At 61.2% G+C, this 21,051-nt stretch carries 20 protein-coding genes; 15 read left to right on the forward strand and 5 right to left on the reverse strand.

Annotated elements, in window-relative coordinates; all coding sequences use genetic code 11:
• The first annotated feature begins 281 nt into the window (after positions 1–281).
• Positions 282–518: a DUF2892 domain-containing protein gene (locus P8X48_07135; GenBank protein ID MEJ2107086.1), complete on the forward strand. Its 237-nt coding sequence runs from the start codon at positions 282–284 to the stop codon at positions 516–518.
• Positions 515–2,392, forward strand: a complete 1,878-nt coding sequence (locus P8X48_07140) for an EAL domain-containing protein (GenBank protein MEJ2107087.1) — start codon at positions 515–517, stop codon at positions 2,390–2,392. Before P8X48_07135 ends, P8X48_07140 begins: the two co-directional genes overlap by 4 nt.
• Before the next feature lie 58 nt (positions 2,393–2,450).
• Here the strand turns inward: P8X48_07140 and P8X48_07145 are convergent, their stop codons facing one another.
• On the reverse strand, positions 2,451–3,830 hold the full coding sequence (locus tag P8X48_07145) for a dicarboxylate/amino acid:cation symporter (GenBank protein ID MEJ2107088.1): 1,380 nt from the start codon (positions 3,828–3,830) through the stop codon (positions 2,451–2,453).
• 375 nt (positions 3,831–4,205) lie between these two features.
• Here P8X48_07145 and hspQ point away from each other — a divergent pair, with 375 nt between their 5' ends.
• The 3 genes from hspQ (at position 4,206) to P8X48_07160 (ending at position 5,816) form a co-directional block, all read left to right on the forward strand.
• Positions 4,206–4,529, forward strand: a complete 324-nt coding sequence (hspQ, locus tag P8X48_07150) for a heat shock protein HspQ (protein MEJ2107089.1) — start codon at positions 4,206–4,208, stop codon at positions 4,527–4,529.
• An 8-nt stretch (positions 4,530–4,537) separates the two neighbouring features.
• On the forward strand, positions 4,538–4,747 hold the full coding sequence (locus P8X48_07155; GenBank protein MEJ2107090.1) for a hypothetical protein: 210 nt from the start codon (positions 4,538–4,540) through the stop codon (positions 4,745–4,747).
• Positions 4,748–4,808: 61 nt separating this feature from the next.
• Entirely contained in the window at positions 4,809–5,816 is a 1,008-nt protein-coding gene (locus tag P8X48_07160; GenBank protein MEJ2107091.1) for a ribose-phosphate pyrophosphokinase, read from the forward strand.
• On the opposite strand, the gene P8X48_07165 is transcribed toward P8X48_07160, so the two are convergent.
• Together P8X48_07165 and P8X48_07170 are read right to left on the reverse strand one after the other, a co-directional pair.
• Positions 5,813–6,847 carry a hypothetical protein gene (locus P8X48_07165; GenBank protein ID MEJ2107092.1) on the reverse strand — a complete coding sequence of 345 codons (1,035 nt, stop codon included), beginning with the start codon at positions 6,845–6,847 and terminating at the stop codon, positions 5,813–5,815. The genes P8X48_07160 and P8X48_07165 overlap by 4 nt on opposite strands.
• A gap of 114 nt (positions 6,848–6,961) precedes the next feature.
• Positions 6,962–7,312, reverse strand: a complete 351-nt coding sequence (locus P8X48_07170; GenBank protein MEJ2107093.1) for a TusE/DsrC/DsvC family sulfur relay protein — start codon at positions 7,310–7,312, stop codon at positions 6,962–6,964.
• A 111-nt stretch (positions 7,313–7,423) separates the two neighbouring features.
• Between P8X48_07170 and P8X48_07175 the strand changes: the two genes are divergently transcribed.
• From P8X48_07175 to P8X48_07190, 4 genes are all read left to right on the forward strand, one after another.
• Complete coding sequence (locus P8X48_07175) at positions 7,424–8,266, forward strand: LysR family transcriptional regulator (protein ID MEJ2107094.1); 843 nt, start codon at positions 7,424–7,426, stop codon at positions 8,264–8,266.
• Between the two features lie 225 nt (positions 8,267–8,491).
• On the forward strand, positions 8,492–9,514 hold the full coding sequence (locus P8X48_07180) for a pirin family protein (GenBank protein MEJ2107095.1): 1,023 nt from the start codon (positions 8,492–8,494) through the stop codon (positions 9,512–9,514).
• Positions 9,515–9,550: 36 nt separating this feature from the next.
• Positions 9,551–10,021 (forward strand): YaiI/YqxD family protein, encoded by a 471-nt coding sequence (locus P8X48_07185; protein ID MEJ2107096.1) that lies wholly within the window; start codon positions 9,551–9,553, stop codon positions 10,019–10,021.
• A 39-nt stretch (positions 10,022–10,060) separates the two neighbouring features.
• Positions 10,061–10,879 carry an NYN domain-containing protein gene (locus tag P8X48_07190; GenBank protein MEJ2107097.1) on the forward strand — a complete coding sequence of 273 codons (819 nt, stop codon included), beginning with the start codon at positions 10,061–10,063 and terminating at the stop codon, positions 10,877–10,879.
• 32 nt (positions 10,880–10,911) lie between these two features.
• On the opposite strand, the gene P8X48_07195 is transcribed toward P8X48_07190, so the two are convergent.
• A complete protein-coding gene (locus tag P8X48_07195; protein ID MEJ2107098.1) occupies positions 10,912–11,709 on the reverse strand; it encodes a DUF3530 family protein in 798 nt (265 codons plus the stop codon).
• A gap of 162 nt (positions 11,710–11,871) precedes the next feature.
• Between P8X48_07195 and P8X48_07200 the strand changes: the two genes are divergently transcribed.
• Positions 11,872–12,240, forward strand: a complete 369-nt coding sequence (locus tag P8X48_07200) for a YajD family HNH nuclease (protein MEJ2107099.1) — start codon at positions 11,872–11,874, stop codon at positions 12,238–12,240.
• 38 nt (positions 12,241–12,278) lie between these two features.
• Here P8X48_07200 and P8X48_07205 read toward each other — a convergent pair whose 3' ends face one another.
• A complete protein-coding gene (locus tag P8X48_07205) occupies positions 12,279–13,031 on the reverse strand; it encodes a sulfite exporter TauE/SafE family protein (protein ID MEJ2107100.1) in 753 nt (250 codons plus the stop codon).
• A gap of 244 nt (positions 13,032–13,275) precedes the next feature.
• Here P8X48_07205 and P8X48_07210 point away from each other — a divergent pair, with 244 nt between their 5' ends.
• The 5 genes from P8X48_07210 to P8X48_07230 all read left to right on the forward strand — a co-directional run bounded on the left by P8X48_07210 (position 13,276) and on the right by P8X48_07230 (position 21,026).
• Positions 13,276–13,980 carry a dienelactone hydrolase family protein gene (locus P8X48_07210; protein MEJ2107101.1) on the forward strand — a complete coding sequence of 235 codons (705 nt, stop codon included), beginning with the start codon at positions 13,276–13,278 and terminating at the stop codon, positions 13,978–13,980.
• Positions 13,981–14,055: 75 nt separating this feature from the next.
• Positions 14,056–14,451, forward strand: a complete 396-nt coding sequence (locus P8X48_07215) for a DsrE family protein (protein MEJ2107102.1) — start codon at positions 14,056–14,058, stop codon at positions 14,449–14,451.
• A 140-nt stretch (positions 14,452–14,591) separates the two neighbouring features.
• A complete protein-coding gene (locus P8X48_07220) occupies positions 14,592–15,896 on the forward strand; it encodes a TolC family protein (GenBank protein ID MEJ2107103.1) in 1,305 nt (434 codons plus the stop codon).
• On the forward strand, positions 15,893–18,928 hold the full coding sequence (locus tag P8X48_07225; GenBank protein MEJ2107104.1) for an efflux RND transporter permease subunit: 3,036 nt from the start codon (positions 15,893–15,895) through the stop codon (positions 18,926–18,928). Before P8X48_07220 ends, P8X48_07225 begins: the two co-directional genes overlap by 4 nt.
• Before the next feature lie 97 nt (positions 18,929–19,025).
• Complete coding sequence (locus tag P8X48_07230; GenBank protein ID MEJ2107105.1) at positions 19,026–21,026, forward strand: DUF2207 domain-containing protein; 2,001 nt, start codon at positions 19,026–19,028, stop codon at positions 21,024–21,026.
• The last annotated feature ends 25 nt before the right edge of the window (positions 21,027–21,051 follow it).

Consider the following 21,051-nt stretch of genomic DNA (forward strand, 5'->3'; position numbering starts at 1 on the left):
GCCGTAGCCTTGCGGGCGTATTGATTCCTTCGCCGGCAGGCTTGCCGGCTACGCCTCGGCCACTTTTTTCCCCAAAGTGACAATTTTTGGCATCCGGTGGCGGGGTTTCCGTCACCGGGCCGTCCGGTCACGGAACCGGGCCAAGCCAGTCTCCCCTTTCCCGCCGAATCCCCGCCTTTTTTCCGGTGTCTCACGACGATTTGTCTCGCGAACTGGCGCGCCGGCTGGCACGGCCTATGCTTGTAGACAGTGCGCCCTGGGTGGGGGCCAAAGATGGTGAGATGACCAGACTGATACCAAATGCCTGCGCGCTTGATCGCATTGTTCGCACTTTTCTCGCCATTGCATTGATCTACCTCGGGTTTGTTGAGCCCGAGATCGTTGGCAATCGCCTGGTTGCCTGGCTTCTTGGCGGAATCGGGATTCTGAATGTGATGGTGGTCTTTATCGGGTGGTGTCCGGTGTATGCCCTGACCGGGGTACGCACGCGGGGCAACGGGACGGGCAAGGGCGCGTGAATCCCAGGCTGCGCCTTTTGATTGTGCTCGTCCTGGCGGGCACAGGGATGCTGGCCTTTTTCGGCTATGTGTCGTGGCAGACTGCTGCCATTCACGCAAAGAAAGAGCGACTGGCAAACCTGGATCTCGTTGCCCAGGAGTATTTCCAGCACGAGCTTTTGCCTGCCCAGGCCATGCACCGATTCCTTGCCGCAAATAATTTCTACACTGTGGTAGACGCCGCGGGCAAGCTGGTCCGAACCGATTTCAACGTCCCTGGTCATCCAGATGCCGCGCAACACCTCCTCGCTCGCATCGAGACGGAGCCTGACCATTTTGCGGGCATCGTCTACCAGGGCCACGAGTATCTCTGGACCAGCCGGCCATTGCCGGACGGCAAGGGCACGGTCTATTTCATTAACCGTTCCCGCGAAGCAACGGTGCGAAGCTACGTCAAGGCCATGGGTCCACCCATCCTCGCCGCCGCATTTTTCGTCGTCTGGTTGATCTTCTGGGGAGGAGCCTATCTGGTCCGCTTGTACGGCGAACTGGATTCGCAACGGGACAAGCTGGAGTATCAGGCGCTGAACGATGCCCTGACGCAACTGCCCAACCGGGTCCTGTTCCAGGACCGCTTCGGCCAGACCCTCGAAAAATCCCAGCGCGATGGGCAAACTTTCGCCCTGGCCGTTCTCGATCTGAACCGCTTCAAGGAAATCAATGATCTGCTCGGCCACGAAGTCGGCGACCAGGTGTTGAAGGAGATCAGTCGACGACTGGATTCGGTATTGCGGAAGTCGGATACCGTTGCGCGCATGGGTGGCGATGAGTTTGCCATTCTCATGCCCAATACCAACATGGTCCACGCCGAGATGGTCGCGGAGCGCGTGCTTGGGTGTTTCCAAAAGCCGGTGGAAATCGGCGACCAACGCCTTGAGGTCGGTGGCAGTCTCGGTCTGGCCCTGTATCCCTTGCACGGAAAAGATGCCACCACATTGACGCGCGCCGCCGACCTGGCGATGTACGAATGCAAGCAGCTGAAAACCCGGTTCGTGGTCTATGATCCCCGTCGGCACGACGGGCAGAATAACCTCGTCCTGTTGCGCAAGATGGTTCGCGCAATCGAAGAAGAACGTTTCGATATCTATTACCAGCCGCAGATCTGCGTCGACAATGATGCCGTCACCGGGGTGGAGGCACTGCTCCGTTGGCGCGATGAGGACGGGAGTTTTGTAAGCCCGGGGGAATTCCTGCCGCTCGCGGAACAGACCGGGCACATCCGGGAGATTACCCGCTGGGTGTTCAACTGTGTCTTCAGGGACTATGCGATCCTGGCAGACCGGGGCTACCCGTTGCGAATCGCTGTGAACCTGTCCCTGGCCGACATTATGGACGATGGCTTCGCCAGCTTTCTGTCGCAGTCCATGGCCCGGCACAACGCCGATCCGCGGAAAATCCTCCTGGAGGTCGCGGAATCGGCTCTGGCGGCGAATCCCCGGAAGATCGGCGAGCGTCTCGGCCGCCTCGCCCGGGACCTGAAGGTGAAGATTTCCATCGACGATTTCGGAACCGGTTATTCTTCCATGACCAATCTGCAGGAGATCATGTTCGCCGAAGTGAAGATTGATCACAGTTTTGTCCGCTCCATGCGGCGGCACGAACCGAACTATCAGATCGTCAAGGGTGTGATTCATCTCGCCCACGACCTGGGTTTGTGCGCGGTAGCCGAAGGCGTGGAAGAGGCCGATATCCTGGAGGAACTCAAGGAGCTGCGCTGCGATACGGCCCAGGGCAGCTACTTCACCGAGCCAATGCCGCGCGAAGCACTCCTGGACTGGCTCGATCGGCGGAACGCCCGTTCCGACACATCGCCGACTACTCGCGCCCAGGCATAGTCGGCGCCTGTCCACGCGGTCTTTGCTCGCTTTCTGTTCCGGGAAGATCCCGTAAGCACTAGGTTTTCACCACCGCTTGCGGTGCAATGCCGATTGACTCCATAGATTCGCCGGTCCAGCGCGCCATCACCGTGGAGGCCACCATGTCACCCATGACATTGACCGCGGTGCGACTCATATCCAGCAGTCTATCCACGCCCATGATCAGCGCGATACCGGCCACCGGAATCCCGACGCTGCCGAGCACCAGCGAAAGAACGACGACCCCGACGCCTGGCGTGCCCGGGGAACCGATGGAGGCGCCGACGGCGGTTATGATGATGAGCAACATGGCGCCGACACCGAGCTGAACTCCGAAAACCTGGGCGAGAAAGATCGCCGCCACGCCCTGGTACAGTGCGGTGCCGTCCATGTTGATGGTCGTGCCCAGGGGGATCACGAACTGGGAAACGGCAGGTTTGACGTTCAGTTTTTCCTCCACGGTCTTGAGCGTCAATGGCATGACCGCCGCCGAACTGGAGGTGGAGAAGGCCAGCAGCAGTACTTCTCGCGTGGCCCGCAGGAAACGAACGGGGTTCGTCCGGGTCGCGACCCACAATATAGTAAGGTATACGCATACCAGCAGCGCGAGCCCAATCAGTACCGTCCCCACGTACACGCCCATTCCCAGCAGCATGCTAAGTCCGATCTTGGTCGTGAGCTGGGCGAGCAAGCCGAACACCGCGAACGGTGCAAGCCGCATGGCCACCTTCACGATGGTCATGCACACCTCCTGCAGCGAACCCAGCAGATCCAGCAACGGTTTGGCCTGGGCCGGTACCATGCTGACCAGCGCCGCCCCGACGATGATGGCGAACAGGATTACCTGCAGCATCTGTCCCTCGACCATGGAGGTCAGTGGATTGGCCGGCAGCACCGTCAACAACTTCTGCGGCAGTTCACCGAAACTGGGCAGGGTCGCGTTGTTGTTCTTGAGCTGGGTGACCACCATGCCGCTGCCGCTGCCGATGGCTTTTTTCACCAGGGCGCTGTCCAGGGTGCGACCCGGCTGGATCAACAAGGTCACCGCCAGGCCGATGGTGATGGCCGTGGCGCTGGTGGCCACGAAGTAGGCCGCGATTCGGCCACCCATGCGTCGCAACTGGGCACCCTTGCCGCCGGCGGCCAGGCCGCGAATGACTGATGCGAACACAAGGGGCATGACAATCATCTGCACGATGAGCAGGAACAGTTGCCCCGGCAGGGCCAGCCAGTTGCCGATAATCGAGGCCGTCTTCGCGTTGACGAGACCTACCGTGGGCCCGATCAGGGTTCCGACCCCGATCCCCGCGACCATGCCCACGATTACCTGCAACCACAACCGACCATGAATCAGGCCCTGCAGTTGCAGACTCAGTTTGATAAAGGCGCGGGAGGCCTGGTCAGCGCGTAGAGCCATTTCTATCTCCCCTTTTTCCGCGACGTCCGGGAATCGAATGTTTTTTGCCGGAAACCGGCACCATTCTATCGCGCCCGTCCCGGGACTGGTTGATACGGATCAGAAACAACCGGTCCCGGCAAATGGCGGCTCTGGACGATTTTGCGTTATCTTTGTACGGGTCGGTATGGGGCAGGTCGTCCGGATGGCACCGGGGATCCCCGGCGCGGGAAAAACAACAATGAGCCGGGGCGACTCACAGGAAACGCACCATCCACTTTTCGTTTCCAACCGGCGTGTTTCTCTCGGGCAAGAAGTTGATCGTCAGTGGTGAGGGCAACAATCACGTACTGGTTTTCGACGGCAGGTAGAATGAACCGACGGAGAGTGAGAACCATGAGCCAGGTTATCCCCATTCATCGCGCAAAATTTTCAGTTGGTCAACTGATTCATCACCGGTTGTTCGGCTATCGCGGCGTCATCTTCGACGTGGATTCGAATTTTCAGTTGAGTGACGAGTGGTATGAAGCCGTTGCCCGCTCCCGGCCGCCGAAGGACCAGCCGTGGTACCATGTTCTGGTGGATGGCACGGACAATACGACCTACGTGGCGGAACGAAACCTGGAAGCGGATTCCGACGGCGGGCCCGTACAGCATCCGCTGGTGAACGCATACTTCACCCGTTTCGAGAGCGGTCGCTACCAATGTGAACGTCAGTAGATATGAAGATGAAGAAGATACTGCTCGCGGTTGTTGCCTTGCTGGTGATTGCAGTGGTCAGCTTTCCGTACTGGGCCGGCTGCGATGCGAAATACCAGGTCTGTATCCTGACGTGCGACCTGCGCCACATGGGATCGGACTTCAAGCAGGCCGCTTGCCGCGGAAGCTGTATGACCCGAAAGATCAGCTGTATCTCGCACGAAGCCCTGGGGCGCTAGTTCCCCCAGCCTGTTGATTCACATCAACGCACCCGGCGACCGATCGGCGGATGCTCGGGTCATGACCGATTTTGCCCCGCATTCCGGATCAGCACCGACGGTGTTTGCCATCCAGACCAGTCACGAATTCGGCGAGCAGGTAGCCGCCGAACTGGGGATCGCCCTCAGCGCCCATGAGGAGCGGGAATTCGAGGACGGTGAGCACAAGATCCGGCCCCTGGAGAATGTTCGCGGCCGCGACGTATACGTGATCCATTCGCTATACGCCGACGACCGGCAGGGTGTCAACGACAAGCTCTGTCGCCTCATCTTCTTCCTTGGCGCCCTCCGGGATGCAGGTGCCGCAGGCCTGACCGCGGTCATGCCCTACCTCGCCTACGCCCGCAAGGACCGAAAGACCCAGACCCGCGATCCCGTCACCACACGTTATGTCGCGCAGATGATCGAGTCCGTGGGCGTGGACCACGTCGTCACGATGGACGTACACAATCTTGCCGCCTACCAGAACGCCTTTCGGTGCCCGAGCGAACACCTGGAGGCGAATCGTCTATTTATTGAACACCTCCTACCACGGATCCGGGATGAAGAGAAGATTGTCGTTGTTTCGCCGGACGTCGGCGGGATCAAGCGCGCGGACCGGTTTCGCCAGGCCCTCGGTCACGCCTTGGGCCGTGAGCCGGCAGCTGCCTTCGTGGAAAAGGCCCGCGCGCGCGGCGTACTGAACCTCGGAAGGCTGGTAGGGGATGCCGAAGGCGCGACGGTCGTGATTGTCGACGACATGATCGGCAGCGGAAGTACCATCGCCCACGCCGCGCGCGCGTGCCGCGAGGCGGGCGCTACGAGAGTCTATGCCTGCGCATCCCACGGACTGTTTGTTGGCAAGGCGAACGAACACCTGGCCGACGAGGCCCTGTACCAGATCATCGTGACCGACAGCGTGCCGCCATTTCGTCTGGATCCGGTATTGGCACAGCAGAGGCTGGTGGTGCTTCCGTCGGCGAAGCTCTTCGCCGAGGCGATCCGGCGCATGCACGAGGGAGGTTCTCTCGTCGAATTGCTCGCGACCTAGCCTGCGATATCGGAAATATATTCCTGCGCAAGTCGCAGGTACTCGCGGGCGCGGGCCTGCCACTTTGGCCATTGCGTCCGTTCCAGTTCGCGCGTGTGCCAGATGGAGAGGCGTGCACGCAGGCAGGCGCGATACACCCGGTAAAACTTCAACAGGCGCTGCGGAGGTAGATCCCCGCTGGTCTCAGTATAACCTTCGAGCAGTTCGTCTCCCGCGAAAGTGGCCCCCAGGCGCTCGCACTCCATGGCGAGAAAAGACAACTCGTCCGCCGGATCAACCAGGCGAAACTGGCGGTTAAATTCGAGGCAGTCGATGACCCTCGCCTGTTCATTGAGGCAGATGTGCTCCGGGCGCAGGTCGCCGTGGCCTTCGACCACGTGTCCCGCCGTCACCCGGCCATCGAACAGCGCCGCTTCGCGATGTAGAAAATCCACTTGCGCGGTATGCAGCTTGCGCACGATGTCGTGGGGTAGTTCGTGATCCACGGCGGCGAGCTCGCGCTGGTTGATCTCGATGCCCTCGGCGAAGGCAGAACGGTACCCTTCGCGATCGAGACCGGCATCGGGACAATCAGCGTAGAAGCGGGCCATCAGCCGCGCGAACTCACGCAATTGCCCGGCAGGCAGGTCGTTGCGCCGGATGCGTTCGTCCAGCATGTCTTCCGCCGGCAGGCGGCGCATCTTCACCAGCCACTCGATGACTGCGCCATCGCCTTCCACCCGGGCGCGACCATCGGCATCCACGGCCAGGGGGACGACCGCAAGATAGACGTCGGGCGCCAGCGTGCGGTTCAGGCGCAGCTCTTCCTCGCAGTCGTACTTGCGCAGCGCCAGGGTGCTGAAATCGAGAAAGTCGTAGCAAACCGGCTTTTTCAGTTTGTAGGCATGCTCTTTCGTGAGAAAGACCCAGGACATGTGGGTCTCGCGCTCTTCGATGCGTGTGGGCCGCTCCGGCCAGGTATCCGGCCGCCGCAAGAGCGCGAGCTTGTCCTCCAGGGATACTTCCCGGCCCGGATGTTCGGGCATCGACATGGCGAAATCCTGTGGTCCCGGCGACAGGAAGATTTAAACAGATTCCCCTTTTCTTTTCCGGTCCGGCGAACACCTTGTGGCGTTCCCGTCGCCCCACAGGATCGGGGAGGAGGGCTAACCCGTACTCCAGGCGCGTGGTCGTTTCATCCCCGAGGCCTTGCAGGCCTGTTTCACATAGCCGTAGGGGAACAACTCAAACAGGCGTTTACGCGCGGCGCGGCCATAGCCCAGCTCGTGCGCGAGAAACTTGATGGTGAACCGGGCGTCGGGCGCAATCTGGTGCTCGTTGTAGTAGTCACGCATGAACCCGAAGACCTTCCAATGTTCCTCGGTTAGCTGCAGCTGTTCATCGGCGGCGATTTCTTCGGCCACAGCCTCGCTCCATTCGGACGGATCCACGAGATAGCCTTCGTCGTCCCGCTGGGGGTCGGGGCCCGGCTGCGCTTGCTTGGCAGATACTGGCATGACGAACTCCTTGCTTGGTTGCCACGTGATTCAAATATAAGCGAATGATAATAAATAACAAACGAATTTTATCCGTAGTTAATATCGAGCATTCCGATATATAATTCGGCAATGGATACCGAGCAGGTGCGGACGTTCCTCGCCGTTGCCGCCAACGGGAGTTTCCTCGAGGCGGCCGGGCGCCTGCACGTCACCCAATCCACCGTGAGTGCGCGTATCCAGAATCTTGAGCACTCCCTGGGTGCCACCCTGTTCGTGCGCAACCGGGCCGGCGCCAGCCTCACCCCGGCGGGTCGTCGTTTCCTGCGGCATGCCAAATCCCTGATGTTGACCCTGGAACAGGCACGCCACGATGTGGGCCTGCCGAGTCGCTTTCGCGCGAGCATCACCGTCGGCGCGCGCATTGCCCTGTGGGACGGATTTCTGCCCGAGTGGATCGGAAACATGCGGAGTGCAGCACCGGATGTGGCCATCGTGAGCGAGATCGGGTTCGAGGAAGACCTGATGCGGCGTCTGGTCGAAGGAACCCTCGACATTGGACTCATGTACACCCCGCAGCACAGTCCGGGGTTGCAGGTGGAACACCTGTTCGACGAGACCCTGGTGCTGGTCACGACGGATCCCGCGATACCCTGGCCGGATCCCAATTACGTCTATGTGGATTGGGGCCCGGCTTTCTACGCGCAACATAGCGCAAGCTATCCGGATCTGGAGCGTCCGGCGCAGATGGTGAATATCGGCTGGTTGGGGGTGCAGTTGATCCGCAGCAATGGCGGATCCTGCTTCATCCCGTGGCGCATGGCGCGGCCCTTGATCGGAGATGGCACCCTGTTTGAGGTGCCGAACAGCCCCCGGTTTGCGATTCCCACTTACGTGGTGTTTCATGGTGATCACGATTCGCCCGTCATCGATCAGGCGCTGTCGACCCTTCGGAATCTGGCGGGCGCCGAGTAGGCAGGCAACTCCGCAGCATTGCAGGTGGCGTTTCGGCAAAGACATCCCTGCGACTTTTCGCGAACATGGCCTTGTGCTACTACGATGGCGCCGCACTACCGGCCCGTGCCACATGGAAAAAGTGGATACAGCGTCCGAGAAGCCAGCATTCAGATAGCTCCACAACCGCCGGTGTGAAATCTATGCGCGTTCTGGTGGTCTGAAGAGACTGGAAGGAGTAGCGATATGAGTGATTCACCAATACTGAAAGTACTCGAACTGGATTTTCAATGGCCGGCGCTGGATCCGTTTCTGTTCTGCGTGCATCACGACGATGCCTATCCGAAAGGGGACGGGCGAGCGGGCCCGGACGCGTCCCTGGCCGGCCGCGATATCGGGCAGGACTTCGAGCCCAGGGATGGGTGGCGCATGTACCACGGCGACAAGGTTCCGGGTTTTCCGGTTCATCCCCATCGGGGATTTGAAACCGTGACCATTGTGCAGCGTGGACTGGTGGACCACGCCGATTCCATGGGTGCCGCCGGTCGCTACGGCGGAGGTGACACCCAGTGGATGACCGCAGGCAGGGGCGTTCAGCACTCGGAGATGTTTCCCCTGCTCAAGCAAGATCGACCCAACCCCCTGGAACTGTTCCAGATCTGGCTGAACCTCCCGGCGCGGAACAAGATGGTGGAGCCCCATTTTCTGATGCTTTGGGGAGACACCATTCCGCACGTACGCACCGCGGATGGGGACGGACGGGAAACCGAGGTGGAGTTGATTGCCGGAAGCCTGGCCGATACCTCCGCCCTGGCACCACCACCGGACTCGTGGGCGGCCGATCCGGACAATCACGTCGCGATCTGGATCATTGCCATGGCCCCCGGTGCCGACTGGGTGTTGCCGGCAACCGCACCCGGGGTTGGGAGGATGCTGTACTATTTTGAGGGGAGCGCGCTTCGCCTTACCGGTAAGGCGCTGAAGGTCAGTCACGCAGCGGTGCTGCAGTCCGAAGTGGATGTAGTTCTGGAAAATGGTGATGCGCCCAGCCGCCTGCTGCTCCTGCAGGGACGGCCCATCAACGAACCCGTGGCGCAATACGGCCCCTTTGTCATGAACACGCGCGCCGAAATCCAGCAGGCCTTCAACGACTACAATGACACCCGATTTGGCGGCTGGCCCTGGCCGCGGGCCGACCAGGTGCACGATCCGGCGCGGGGACGGTTCGCGCATCACGCCGACGGTCGCGATGAAACACCGGCCTCCTGAGTGGCGTCCGCGGGTTTCCCGGGAGGGAACCGGTTGATGCGGATCTGGGTCGATGCCGACGCCTGCCCCAGTGTGATCAAGGAAATCCTGTTTCGCGCCGCCGATCGGGTACGCGTGGAATTGATCCTGGTGGCCAACGCACCCCTGCGTACGCCGCCGTCAAGTTATATCCGCGCCGTGCAGGTGGAGCAGGGATTTGACGTGGCCGACCGGGAGATTGCGCGCCGTGCCGTGTCGGGGGACCTGGTGATTACCGCCGATATACCGCTTGCAGCGCAACTTGTAGAGCGGGGCGTGCATGCGCTCAATCCGCGCGGTGAAATGTACACGACGGAAAACGTTCGCGAACGCCTGCGCGTACGCGATCTTCTCGATGAACTGCGTGGCAGCGGTGTGCATACTGGCGGCCCGGCCACCCTGAGCCAGGCCGACCGCCAGAACTTTGGCAACGCCCTGGATGGATTTCTGACCCGCCATTGCTCGCCCCCCGGCCGCGGGGGAGAATAGCCCCACGCGGATGCGGACAGGAACAAGGAAACGAACGAAATGGCCAGCAAACACGATACCCAGAACATGGCGCTGTTTTGCGATTTCGAGAACATCGCCCTCGGCGTCCGCGACGCCAAGTATGCAGCCTTCGATATCCAGCGCGTTCTCGAGCGCCTGTTGCTCAAGGGCAATATCGTCGTAAGAAAGGCCTACTGTGACTGGGACCGCTACAAGGAATTCAAGAGTGCCATGCACGAGGCCGCATTTGAGCTGATCGAGATCCCCCACGTGCGCATGTCGGGCAAGAACTCGGCGGATATCCGCATGGTCGTCGACGCCCTGGACCTGTGTTACACCAAATCCCACGTCGATACCTTTGTCATCATCAGTGGTGACTCGGACTTCTCCGCCTTGGTCAGCAAGCTGCGCGAGAACAACAAGCTGGTAATCGGCGTCGGCGTGAAGAACTCCACCTCCGATCTGCTCATCGCCAGCTGCGACGAATTCATTTACTACGATGATCTCGTGCGCGAGGCGGAAAAACAGCGCAAGAAGAAACGCAAGGCGCGGACCAAGGCGGCCGGGCCGAAGAAGACGGCGACCGGCGACGAGGAAGAGAGGAAACAGGAGGCCCTGGACCTGGTGCTACAGACGGTCGAGGCCCTGTTCGAGGAGCGCGGCGACGAGGAGAAGGTCTGGGGCTCCATGGTCAAGCAGGCACTGAAGCGACGCAAACCCGGATTCAACGAAAGCTATCACGGCTTTCGCACCTTCGGACAGCTGCTGGAGGAGGCCCGGGAGCGTGGGCTGCTGCAACTCGATTTCGACGAAAAATCCGGCGGTTATGTCGTCAAGGGTTTTGCCCACGAGGAATAGCCCGGCGGCTGGCGTCGGGCATTGTCGTGGCCCTACTTCACCGCGTTCTTGTCCAGCCAGTCACTGACATTCTTCACCAGCGTGTCATCCATGCCGGTGAAGAAGTGATTCGCTCCCTTGATCCACTTGTGGGTGTAGTGCTTGTTGCCCGCCTTCTTCGCCGCGTCCATACGCGCCTTCTGCGCCGCCGGGGTCTGTTCGGAATCCTGCAGCCCGCCGAAGTCGAACACAGGAATGGTGATCTTCTCCAGCGAGCTCGTCACCACTCGCGATTTTTCCTTGAACGGGATTACCGACATGCCCACGGCAACAAAGGCATGCACGTCCGGCGAAGGATCGTGGGCGAGGTAGTACGCGCCCATGGTGCAGCCCAGGCTGTGGCAGGCAAGAACGATGTTCTTGATCCCCTTCGATTTCAGGTATGCCACGCCAGCGGCGATTCGGGGCGCCGCCTCGGGTACCAGCGGCGAATACTCTGCGTCCTTGGCCGTGTTGGGCAGAACCGGCATCTGCAGGGACAGGGTGTACCAGCCATGATCCGGCAACTGGGTGCGCAGGGGATAGACCACATCCGTCCAGTTGGGGTGTACGCCCTTGCCGTGAAGGATGATTACAGCGCCCTTGGCCTTGCTTGTGGTCGGTTCGGCGAAAATGGAAAGGAACTTGTGATTTTCTGCCTGCAGATATACGGCCTGCCCGACGAACAGGTTATCGACGACCTGCGATGCCCAGCGCTTTTCCTTGGCATAGTCCGAGGTAGTTGCCGCGGTCGCCGGCAGCACGAGTGCCAGGAGCACAAAACCGATGGGGAACACACGTCTTGCGTTCATGATTTCTCCTCCTGTTCTGTCCTATTGCCGGGCTTTTCCCGGTCGGACGCCTACTATAGCGCCAATCGGCACAAGGGTAACCCGGTCGGTATGTGCGGGCACGAACATTGATGCACCGACCAGATTGCGCATAATAGACATTTTTCAGGACCCCGTAGTTCCATGGCAACGAAGAAGACCGGCTCCGGCGGCGGCAAGCTCGACGAGGTCGTGGCGGCGGCCCGACGGCACGCCGACCAGCGCGAAAAGGAGTATCGCGAGCGTGCGCTGAAGATGTATCCGTGGGTGTGCGGGCGCTGCGGCCGGGAGTTCAACCGCAACAATCTGCAGGAACTCACGGTTCACCACCGCGACCACAACCACGACAACAATCCCCTGGACGGCAGCAACTGGGAGTTGCTTTGCGTGTATTGCCACGATAATGAGCACCAGCGTCAGCTTGAGGCCGCGGGCGGACCGCGCGAGGACAGGGCCGGAGGCGGTGCCACGCACAATCCCTTTGCCGACCTGAAAGACCTGCTAAAGAAATAGCGTCCTTGAGAAGAGTGCGGGGTACGTTCGGGTGTACCTCAGGAAGACAGTTTCCAGAACCCGAGCACGCATATCACCAGCAACACGCCGCCGATGGCGCGCCGGAAAAGCCGGTCGTTGCGCAGGATGTATTCATGAGTGTACAGGCCCATGACATGGCCGACGGCCGCCACCGGCAACAGGGCCAGGGCGGTTCCGAAATTCAGTGTCACCCCCACGGCGGCAAAGGTCGTCATCTTCACCGAAACCAGCACGAACCAGAGAACGAACATGGTGTTGCGCAACTGTTGGGGTGAGATATTGCGCATGAAGACCGCCACCATCAGCGGCGCCCCGGAAAGCGAGGTCCCGGCGACGTAGCCTCCCGCCACCAGCAGGAAGCGATCAATCCAGTCACGATCGCTGCGAATTTCCAGGTCCAACAACCAAAGGCAGGCGTAGAGCAGGGTGACGGAGTACACGAACACCACCAGTAGCCTGTTGGGCAGGTTGAGAAGCCCGAAAATACCCACCAGGGCCGCCGGGATTACCCAGGCCGCCGCGCGGCGCAGGTAGGCCCAGTCCACGTTGCCCAGCCGGGTGCGCAGGGTCAGCGCGGAGAAGAACAGCAAGTGGGTGCCAATAATCGGCAACCAGAACAGGGGTTGATCGTTCAGGAACAGCATCAGTGGCAGGCCCAGGGCGGCACCGCCAAACCCGAGGCCACTGCGGACGAAGCCCGCCCATACGAACAGCAGCGCGATCAGTGCGATCTGCGTCGGTCCAAAGCTGAGCAGGGCGATGTGTGGCACGACGGTGTTCTGTTTGGAGGAATTTGTTGACAGTATCGCGGCAATCCGGGAACGGCAATCACCGGCACGTCGCCCTCCGGGCGCGGGCGGGATGCGGCCCTACCTATATATATGGTTGCTCCGCACGTAGCCAGCCGCCCCGGCAATGCGCCTGTGTCCCGTGGGGGGATCTTGACGTTCTGTCCACACAGCCATTGGTAGAATCCCGTGAACTGAACGAGTCGCGAAGCAGCAAGGAGAGGACATGAGCGTGCGTACCGTTACCATCCCCACGGAAGATGGTGGCATGGGCCTGTACACGGCCTGGCCGGAAGGCGAGGGACCGTTTCCCGCGGTCGTGGTGATTCAGCACGCGGGCGGGGTGGACACATTCGTCCAGGGGATGGCCGAACGCCTGGTCGAAGCCGGCTACTTCGTAGCCGCCCCCGATCTCTACCACCGCCTGGATACGCGCCAGGGCGGCATGATGGACTGGCTGAAGCAGTTGCGTGATGCCGAACTCGAGGTGGACGGAAACGCCACCATCAACTTTCTTTGTGAACATCCGCTTGTGGATCCGGATCGAATGGGCATCATCGGATTTTGCATGGGCGCTCGCGTTGCCTACCTGCTGGCCGAACTCAGCCCCCGTGTGCGCGCGGCCGTGGCCTACTATGGCGGCAATATCATGATCCCGTGGGGAGACGGGGCGTCACCATTTTCTCTCAGCGAGAGTCTGCATTGTCCCTTGCTGTTCCACTTCGGGGCTGACGACAAGAACCCGTCGCCCGAAGACCGGGAGAAGCTGGACACGGAACTGACACGTCTGGGCAAGGACCACGAATTCCATGAATACGAGGGAGCGGGGCACGCCTTCATGAATTTCGCCAACCCGCGCATGTATCGCGAGAACGCGGCCCGTGTCAGCTGGCCCCGAACCCTGGAGTTTTTCGCCCGGCTTCTGGGCTGATACATTCCCATGTGAACCCAGGACAAGAATTCCGGCCTGTGGCCACGACCGGATCAAACCAGGCACAGGAGTCCCATGAAAAAGATCCTCTTTGCGATATTGCTTGCGCTTTCTTCTGGAGTGACCCACGCGGACGGCATTCGTGGCGTAGTGGTTCAGGGCAATGGCGATCGGGCGCAATTTGAACGTGCGCTGCGCCTGGCCTCGAACATGCACGAGGTTCTGCCCAAGGCGAAGTTTGAAGTGGTGATATTTGGTCCGACCGTCAAGTTGCTGGATGCCTTTGGTCCGGAGGCGACATTGATTGGACGGGTGCAGCGGGAAGGTATCCAGGTGATTGCCTGCGGGCGTTCTCTCAAGACTGATCATGTGGATGAGGGCGACCTGGCCCCGGATGTACGCGTAGTACCATTTGGCGCGGTGCACATTCTGAAGCGCCAGCATCAGGGCTGGGAGTATTTCAAACCCTGAATCTGCTGCTGGCCCCGTTTGACAGTATCTTGCAAAAGAGTACTTGCCGCCCGACGGTCGGGCTCACTATATTGTGCGCTGCCCGGAAGGCGGCGCCATCACGCTAGCCAGGGAGTCGCGCCCATGCGGGGAAAACACTCTTGAGAGGAAGTCCAGCAATTCGCCGGGTTCTGTCCCTGTTCCTTGGCGTTTGCGCCGCAACCGCCGTGCCGACCGCCGGCGCCGCGCCGGCCCTGGATCTGAATGCCTACTATGCCGCCGCGCTGAAACGCAGCGAGACCGTTGCCATTCAGGGCGAGCTGGTGCGGCAGGCGCAAGAAAAGATTCGGCAGGCCAAGGCGGCCGTGCGACCCACGATCAAGGGGTTTGCCGGTTACACCTGGCAGCAGGCACCAAACGTGGCCTCGTCACTTCCCGGCGCCCTGGGTTATCAACCCGTATCTGGCCTCAACCTGTCCCAGCCCCTGTTCAGCGGCTTTCGTGAATTCGCAGCCTTGCGTCAGACCAAGGATCTGGTCGGGGCGCAGCGCGACGACTACCGGAATGCACGACGCCTGCTGTTCAACGACGTCGTACAGAATTTCTACACTGTCCTGTCGCTTGAACAGGATCTGGCGAACCTCCAGGAAGAAATCCATCAGAACGAGTTGCGGGCAAAGGACCTGCGCGCCCGCGTGCGGATCGGACGATCGCGGTCCAGCGAGTTGTTGACTGTGCAGACCGCCATCAGCACGCTGCGCGCCGAGGTCCAGCAACTGCGCGGGCAACTGCGGGTGGCACGGGAGACCTTCGCCTTTCTCAGCGGTATGGATGCGAACACGCCGCTGCAGGATTCGGAAAGCCTTCCCGGCGCGGTCGATGGCCTGGATGCCTATCTGGCGGCGACGGAATCGCGGGCCGATATTCAGGCGGCCCATCAAAGGCTGAAGGCGGCGCAGGAGAACGTCAAGGTCGCGCGCGGGGCCTATCTCCCCACCCTGGATCTGAACGGCAACTACTACACGCAGCGTGCGGGGTATCTGAAGGATGTCACCTGGGACGTGCAGCTGACGCTTTCGATCCCGATCTATTCGGGGGGCGGACTTCGCTCCGCGACGCGCGACGCGATCTCGCAGCGCACACAGGCCGAACTGTCGTTGAGCCAGGCGAGGCGCAGCGCGCAGCAGGAAATTCGTTCGCTGCATGACAGTGCCGGGTTCGATCTGCAACAACTTCAGGCCCTGAAGACCGCTACCGAGGCGGCACGTCGCAACTATGATGCGCAGAAGAAGGACTATCGACTTGGACTGGTCACCAATCTCGATGTCCTGCAGGCCCTCACCAGTTATCAGGAAAATCAACGCGCCCTGGATCGCGCGCGCTTCACCGCCAAGATTGACTGGATGAAGCTGCAGGCAGCCAGCGACCGTCTGCCGATACTTGCCGGAGACGGTACGGCACCATGAGTCTGCCCGGTATCGCCATTCGCCGACCGGTGTTCGCCTGGATGCTGATGGGTGGCTTGATTATCTTTGGCCTGATTTCCGCTACCCGCATGGGTATCAGCCAGCTGCCGGACGTGGACTTTCCGGTGGTGTCCATCTCGGTAAGCTATCCCGGCGCCGCGCCGGAAATCATCGAGTCCAACGTTGTCGATGTGCTGGAAGACGCGGTCATGACCATCGAAGGCGTGCGCAGCGTTTCGTCCACTTCGAGTTTCGGACAGGCGCGTATCACCGTCGAATTCAATCTGGATCGTGATATTTCCCTTGCCTTCCAGGACGTGCAAAACAAGGTGACGGCCGCGCAACGCTCGCTGCCGAAGGACCTGGACCCGCCCGTGCTGCGCAAGACCAATCCGGAAGACCAGCCGATCATGTGGCTCACCCTGAGTTCGGACCGCCACACGACGCCGCAGATCATGCGCTACGTCAAGGATGTGTTGCGTGACAAGTTATCGTCCGTCAGCGGGGTCGGAGATGTCCTGTTGGGCGGCTATGTCGACCCCAATCTGCGCGTGTGGGTGTCACGCAAGAAGCTGGATCGATACGAGCTCAACGCGACCGATGTCGTCGATGCAATTCAGGCGGAGCACTCCGAGCTGCCGGCCGGCCAGGTCACGAGCGGACCCAAGGAATACGATGTCCGCACCCTGGGCGAGGCGTCAACGCCCGAGGAGTTCGGGGACATCGTAATCAGTCACCGCGGCGGCCAGCCGGTGTACACGCGCATCCAGCTGAAGCAGGTGGCGAAGGTGGAGGACGGTCTCGCGGATATCCAGCGGATCTCTCGCGCCAACGGGCTGCCGGCGGTGGGCCTCGGCATTCAGAAACAGCGCGGTTCCAACGCGGTCGCCGTGGCGCATGCGGTGAAGGCAAGAGTGGCCCAGCTGCAAAAGCAGTTGCCCGCGGGGATGAAGCTGGCCATCAACTTCGATACCACGCATTTCATCGAGCAGTCCGTCGGCGAGTTCTATTTCACCCTTGTGCTTTCGGCACTGGCTACGGCCTTCGTATGTTGGCTGTTCCTCGGTAGCTGGACCGCGACCCTGAACGTGATCCTGGCGATCCCGACATCCATCATCGGCACGTTCATCGCCCTGTATTTCTTCGGTTTCACGCTGAACACCTTCACCCTCCTTGGCCTGAGCCTGGCCATCGGCATCGTTGTTGACGACGCCATCATGGTGCTGGAGAACATCGTGCGCCATCGTGAAGCGGGGGAAGGCCAGGTCGAGGCGGCATACAAGGGCGCGCGCCAGATCCAGTTCGCGGCCCTGGCGGCGACGCTGGCGGTGATTGCGATCTTCCTGCCGGTGGCGTTCATGCGCGGTGCTATCGGCCGCTTCTTCTTCCAGTTTGGCGTCACCATGACGGTGGCGGTCCTGTTGTCCCTGTTCGAGGCGCTGACGCTGACGCCGATGCGGTCCTCGCAATTCGTGCAGGCGGGCAGCCGTACCACCCGCATCGGCCGCGCCGCGGATTTCTTCTTTCACCGGATCGCCGCACTGTACGGTCGTGTCCTGCGCACGTCCCTGCGTCATCCCTGGTGGGTGCTGTTTGTGTCCCTGGTGTTTTTCGGTGCGTCGATGATGTCGCTCAAGCCGCTACACAAGGAGTTCGTGCCGGCACAGGACCAGGGGACCTTTCTCGTCCGCATGAAGACCCCGGTGGATTCGTCCCTGCAGTACACCGATTCCAAGTTCAAGAAGGCGGAGGCGTGGCTGAAGGCGCGCCCCGAGGTGTTGCGCTATTTCACCGCTGTCGGCGGCTTCGGCGCCGGCGGCATTCCCAACACCGGTATCCTGTTCGTGACCATGAAGCCCAAGGGTCAGCGCGGAGTTGACCCCAGGGTTGGTCACGAACTCAGCCAGCAGGAGATGATGGACGTTACGCGCAAGGCCCTGCGCAAGATCGGAGACGTAAAGGTCCAGATCCAGGACCTGTCCCTGCGCGGGTTTGCCGCCAGCCGTGGCTTCCCCGTGGAGTTTGCGATCCAGGGCCCCGACTGGGACAGGCTGGCACAGTACTCCAAGGAGATCATCAACAAGCTGGACGCCACCGGCCTGGTCGAAGATGTCGACAGCGATTACCTCGAGGGGAAACCCGAAATTCAGGTGATTCCCGATCGTACCGCCGCCGCCGAGCGCGGCGTCAGCATCCAGAGCATCTCCGAGGTGGTCAATATCCTCGTTGGCGGCTATGTCGCGGGTCAGTATTCATCGCACGGTCATCGATACGACATACGCGTACAACTGGAAGAGAAAGAGCGCGACCGCGCCGACCAGATCAAGCATCTGTACGTGCGAAACAATCGCGGCGAACTGGTTCCGTTGTCGCAGGTGGTACGACTGGAGGTTCGTCCGACCCTGGCGCAGATCAATCGCTATGATCGCGAGCGCGCGATCCAGATCTTCGCCAACATCAAGACCGGGAAATCGCAACAACTGGCGCTGGACGCAGCGCGGCGCATTACCACAGAAGTGTTCGCAGTCGTTCCGCGAATCGTTCCAGGACCTGCTGTTTGCCCTGGTGCTCGGCTTGCTGGTTTCCTACATGGTGCTGGCGTCGCAGTTCAACAGTTTCATTCATCCGGTCACCGTGTTGATGGCCTTGCCGTTCAGTGTGTCCGGCGCCTTCCTGACCCTGCTCATCACGGGCCAGTCGCTCAATATCTACAGCTTCATCGGCCTGATTCTGCTCATGGGCATCGTCAAGAAGAATTCCATTCTGCTGGTGGACTTCACCAACCAGGTGCGTGCCGCCGGCGAGACCGATATCCGCAAGGCCCTGCTGGAGGCCTGTCCCGTGCGATTGCGCCCCATCCTTATGACTTCCTTCGCGACCATCGCTGCGGCTCTGCCCCTGGCGCTCGCCATCGGTCCGGGGGCGGAAACGCGCGTGCCCATGGCGCTGGCCGTGATCGGCGGTGTGATCGTATCGACGATGTTGACGCTCGTCGTTGTACCCGCGGTCTATCAGTTGCTTTCCCGTTTTGAGCGGCGCGCGGTAGAGCCCCCACCCACGGGCGAACTGGCCGAATCCGAATCCGCTGTGATAGGTTGAGCCAGAGCCCGTTGTCCGTCCAGGACTGCGGTGCAGAAGATCCGGCTGTACCGGGTATGCGGTCGCAACCGCAAGGGAGGAGCCATCAGGACCGTCTCGAAATCGCGGGTTCGCAGCCTGTCCCGCCTCTTCGTTCGCATGTTTTCCGTTTCCTTCTGTCTCACGCTGCTGGTCGGTGTTGCTTCGGCACAGGCGCGCAGCCTGTACTGGGACGCAATGGAGGTGACCGCGCATCTGGATGCCGATGGCAGTCTGCACGTCACCGAGCACCAGGAGATGGTATTCGACGGCGCGTGGAACGGCGGCGAGCGCGACTTCAATATTCCCCTGGGACAGCGCGTTCAGCTGATCGGATTGTGGCGCATCGACCCCGGGACTGGCAGCCGTATCGGCCTGACCCAGGGGCCACTGGCTGCGGTCGATCAGTACAAATGGGTAAACGATCACGCCCTGCGCTGGCGCAGCCGCCTGCCCCGCGACCCGGTTTTTCACAAGCAGAAGCTGGTGTACGAGATCGAATACCGCTACTTCAATGTGCTCGTTCCGCGGAGGGGTGGCTACTGGCTGGATTACGACTTCGCGTTTCGCCGCAGGCCCGGCGAGTTTCGACACTACTCTCTGAACTTCACCATGGATCCGGTATGGATCGCTCCGTATTCGTTCAACGGAAACCAGGTGCGCGAAAATCTGCGGCCCGGTCAGGGCATGGTTGCGCGCGTGATGTTGCGCTATGTCGGACCGGGCCAGCCCGCGGCGGTGATTCGCGGGACAGACCCGAGGTGGGTGGCGGCCATGCTCGTCCTGTTTGTCGTCTTCGTGCTGTGGAGATTTCGCATCTACCTGGGGCACGAGCGCCGCAATGGGCGATTCGCGCCGCTGCCGGATCCCGCAACCATCGATGAGGCATGGCTGCAGCGTGAGGTGTTTTCGCAACTGCCGGAAAAGATCGGTGCGCAGTGGGATGAGCGAACCGGCGCCGCGGAAGTGGCCGCGATTCTGGCGCGCCTGGTGCAGGAAGGAAAGCTTGAAAGTCATGTTGAGGAGCGCGGTGTCTGGATATTCAAGCGCAAGGTCCTGTGCCTGAAGCTGCTGCAGCCCCTGGACCAGTTCGGGTCCTACGAGCACAAGCTGCTGAAGTCACTCTTCATCGACGGCGACAAGACCGATACGGACAAGGTCCGTTCCTATTATCGCAAGAAGAAAACCGGCTTCGATCCGGCGAGCAAGATCCGTACTGCCCTGAAGCCTGGCGAAAAAACCGATCCTGATAACAAGCAGGCGTTGCACGGGGCCTGGAGACTCACGGCCGTATTGGTGTTGGGCGCGGCAGTCGCGTTCGTTGCCGCGCTTCGGAGCGATTTCAACTGGATCGCGGTGTTGATGCCCTTTGCGGGGATTGCGATTGCAAACGCAATTACCGTGCGCCTGATGGCTGTCGCCGCGCGGGCCGAGGTCGAGCACCCCGGAATCCGCCTGGGAACGGTTCTGGCTCCGGCCTTTCTGTTGGCTGCCCTGGTAAGCGTGCCCCTGTTCTGGTTCTATCGCTTCGTGCCCCTGCCCGCGTGGCCCGGTGTTGTGCTGGTTTTTGCGGCCATAATCAATTCCGCGTTCAACGGTGTGCGCACAAGGGTCAGTCCCGAGCAGATCGCACGCCGCAAGCGCCTGTGTGGGGCGCGCCGCTATTTCGTCCGGGAACTTGGCCATTCCGAGCCGCACCTGCGCGACGAATGGTATCCCTATCTCATCGCCTTTGGCCTCAATCGGGAGATGGACCGTTGGTTCCGCTCCTATGCTTCGTCGACTGGCGGAACCAGCGGTTTCGGCACCGCCGCATCTTCCGGTTCGGGCATGTCATCCGCTGGCTGGAGTGGGGGTGGTGGCTCCTTCGGTGGAGCCGGCGCAGTGGCGGGTTGGGCCGCGGCCGCTGGCACCTTGTCCGCCGGGGTCGCTTCGCCATCTTCGGGTGGCGGGGGCGGGAGCTCCGGCGGCGGGGGCGGGAGCTCCGGCGGCGGCGGCGGTGGTGGCTGGTGATCCTCGGGCGTCCTGGCCACGGCGC

Source organism: Acidiferrobacteraceae bacterium (genome assembly GCA_037388825.1).
Lineage (GTDB): Bacteria > Pseudomonadota > Gammaproteobacteria > Acidiferrobacterales > JAJDNE01 > JARRJV01.

What these genes read in the sequence shown, in the direction of transcription:
- P8X48_07170 (MEJ2107093.1), bottom strand. Translation starts at nt 7,312, where the DNA reads ATGCCAGTATCTGCCAAGCAAGCGCAGCCGGGCCCCGACCCCCAGCGG.
- P8X48_07160 (MEJ2107091.1), top strand. Translation starts at nt 4,809, where the DNA reads ATGACCGATTTTGCCCCGCATTCCGGATCAGCACCGACGGTGTTTGCC.
- P8X48_07185 (MEJ2107096.1), top strand. Translation starts at nt 9,551, where the DNA reads ATGCGGATCTGGGTCGATGCCGACGCCTGCCCCAGTGTGATCAAGGAA.
- P8X48_07175 (MEJ2107094.1), top strand. Translation starts at nt 7,424, where the DNA reads ATGGATACCGAGCAGGTGCGGACGTTCCTCGCCGTTGCCGCCAACGGG.
- P8X48_07210 (MEJ2107101.1), top strand. Translation starts at nt 13,276, where the DNA reads ATGAGCGTGCGTACCGTTACCATCCCCACGGAAGATGGTGGCATGGGC.
- P8X48_07165 (MEJ2107092.1), bottom strand. Translation starts at nt 6,847, where the DNA reads ATGTCGATGCCCGAACATCCGGGCCGGGAAGTATCCCTGGAGGACAAG.
- P8X48_07155 (MEJ2107090.1), top strand. Translation starts at nt 4,538, where the DNA reads ATGAAGAAGATACTGCTCGCGGTTGTTGCCTTGCTGGTGATTGCAGTG.
- P8X48_07225 (MEJ2107104.1), top strand. Translation starts at nt 15,893, where the DNA reads ATGAGTCTGCCCGGTATCGCCATTCGCCGACCGGTGTTCGCCTGGATG.
- P8X48_07135 (MEJ2107086.1), top strand. Translation starts at nt 282, where the DNA reads ATGACCAGACTGATACCAAATGCCTGCGCGCTTGATCGCATTGTTCGC.
- P8X48_07215 (MEJ2107102.1), top strand. Translation starts at nt 14,056, where the DNA reads ATGAAAAAGATCCTCTTTGCGATATTGCTTGCGCTTTCTTCTGGAGTG.
- hspQ (MEJ2107089.1), top strand. Translation starts at nt 4,206, where the DNA reads ATGAGCCAGGTTATCCCCATTCATCGCGCAAAATTTTCAGTTGGTCAA.
- P8X48_07190 (MEJ2107097.1), top strand. Translation starts at nt 10,061, where the DNA reads ATGGCCAGCAAACACGATACCCAGAACATGGCGCTGTTTTGCGATTTC.
- P8X48_07180 (MEJ2107095.1), top strand. Translation starts at nt 8,492, where the DNA reads ATGAGTGATTCACCAATACTGAAAGTACTCGAACTGGATTTTCAATGG.
- P8X48_07145 (MEJ2107088.1), bottom strand. Translation starts at nt 3,830, where the DNA reads ATGGCTCTACGCGCTGACCAGGCCTCCCGCGCCTTTATCAAACTGAGT.
- P8X48_07200 (MEJ2107099.1), top strand. Translation starts at nt 11,872, where the DNA reads ATGGCAACGAAGAAGACCGGCTCCGGCGGCGGCAAGCTCGACGAGGTC.
- P8X48_07195 (MEJ2107098.1), bottom strand. Translation starts at nt 11,709, where the DNA reads ATGAACGCAAGACGTGTGTTCCCCATCGGTTTTGTGCTCCTGGCACTC.